The sequence below is a fragment of the Marinibaculum pumilum genome (genome assembly GCF_042646425.1).
Lineage (GTDB): Bacteria > Pseudomonadota > Alphaproteobacteria > Ferrovibrionales > Ferrovibrionaceae > Marinibaculum > Marinibaculum pumilum.
Genome location: NZ_JBHRTR010000050.1, coordinates 110,808 through 112,881 on the forward strand (window position 1 = coordinate 110,808; position 2,074 = coordinate 112,881).

The window sequence follows — 2,074 nt, forward strand, 5'->3', positions numbered from 1 at the left end:
ACGGGTGATGACACGATCGATGGCGGCGAGGGCGCCGATGCCATCACCGGCGGTGAAGGCGCGGACAGCCTGGCCGGCGGCGCCGGCAGTGACTCGATCCTGGGCGGCACGGGGGCCGACACGATCGACGGTGGCGATGATGCTGACACCGTCTCGGGCGGTGACGACGCTGATCTGATCGCCGGCGGTGCCGGCGACGATGTTCTGGCGGGTGACGCCGGCGACGACGTGATCGATGGCGGTGAAGGTGCCGATGCCATCACCGGCGGTGAAGGCGCGGACAGCCTGTCCGGTGGCGCCGGCAGTGACTCGATCCAGGGCGGCACGGGTGCCGACACGGTCTCCGGTGGCGACGACGCTGACCTGATCACCGGCGGCGACGGCGATGACGTGCTGGCCGGCGATGCTGGTGATGACGTGGTCGACGGCGGTGACGGCGCCGACAGCCTGTCCGGTGGCGCCGGCAGTGACTCCATCCTCGGCGGTGCGGGCGCCGACGCGATCGATGGCGGTGACGACGCTGACACGATTTCCGGCGGCGAAGATGCCGATCTGATCGCTGGCGGCGCCGGTGACGACGTTCTTGTCGGTGACGCCGGCGACGACACGGTCGATGGCGGCGAGGGCGCCGACAGCCTGTCCGGCGGCGCAGGCAGCGACTCCATTCTCGGTGGTGCTGGATCAGACACGATCGACGGCGGCGAAGATGCCGACACCGTCTCTGGTGGCGACGAAGCCGATCTGATCGCCGGCGATGCCGGTGACGATGTTCTGGCAGGTGACGCTGGCGACGACACGGTCGATGGCGGCGAGGGCGCCGACGATATCGACGGCGGCGAAGGTGCGGACAGCCTGGCCGGTGGCGCAGGCGGTGACTCGGTCCTGGGCGGCACAGGTGCCGACACAATCGACGGTGGCGAGGATGCCGACACGGTCTCCGGCGGTGACGACGCGGACCTGATCGCCGGTGGTACCGGTGATGACGTTCTGGCTGGCGACGCCGGCGATGACACGGTCGATGGCGGCGAAGGTGCCGACAGCATCGACGGTGGTGAGGGTGCCGACAGCCTGTCTGGTGGCGCAGGTGCGGATTCCGTTCTGGGCGGCGCCGGTGCCGACACGATCGACGGCGGTGACGATGCGGATTTGATCGGGGGCGGTGCAGGCGATGACGTCCTGGCGGGCGATGCCGGCGATGACACGGTCGATGGCGGCGAGGGCGCCGACAGCATCGACGGTGGTGCAGGCAGCGACGCCATCCTCGGCGGTGCCGGCGCTGACACCATCGATGGCGGCGATGATGCCGATACCGTCTCGGGCGGTGACGACGCTGACCTGACCGCCGGCGGTGCCGGTGACGACGTTCTGGCCGGTGACGCCGGCGACGACACGGTCGATGGCGGTGACGGCGCCGACAGTCTGGCCGGTGGCTCAGGCAGCGACTCCATCCTCGGCGGTGCGGGTGCCGATACGATCGATGGCGGTGACGACGCTGACACGGTATCCGGCGGCGACGATGCCGATCTGATCGCTGGCGGTGCCGGTGACGACGTTCTGGTCGGTGACGCCGGCGACGACGCGATCGACGGCGGCGAAGGCGCCGACAGCATCGACGGTGGCGAAGGTGCGGACAGCCTGGCAGGTGGCGCAGGCAGCGACTCGATCCTGGGTGGCGCCGGTGCGGATGACATCGATGGCGGCGATGACGCCGATACCGTCTCGGGCGGTGACGACGCTGATCTGATCGCCGGCGGTGCCGGTGACGATGTTCTGGCGGGTGACGCCGGCGACGACACGATCGCTGGCGGCGAAGGTGCCGACACCGTTTCCGGTGGCGACGGCGCGGACCAGATCGCTGGCGGTGCCGGCGATGACGCGGTCGACGGCGGTGACGGCGCCGACAGCCTGACCGGTGGCGCAGGCAGTGATTCCATCCTCGGCGGTGCTGGTGCCGACACCATCGATGGCGGTGACGATTCCGATATCGTCTCGGGCGGTGACGATGCCGACCTGATCGCCGGCGGTACCGGTGATGACGTTCTGGCGGGCGACGCTGGCGCCGACACGGTCGATG

At 70.2% G+C, this 2,074-nt stretch carries 1 protein-coding gene; it reads left to right on the forward strand.

Going from position 1 to position 2,074, the window contains the following annotated elements; all coding sequences use genetic code 11:
- Window positions 1–2,074 (forward strand): calcium-binding protein (locus ACFOGJ_RS27010; RefSeq protein WP_379906388.1); only part of this gene is annotated, 2,074 nt, incomplete at both ends.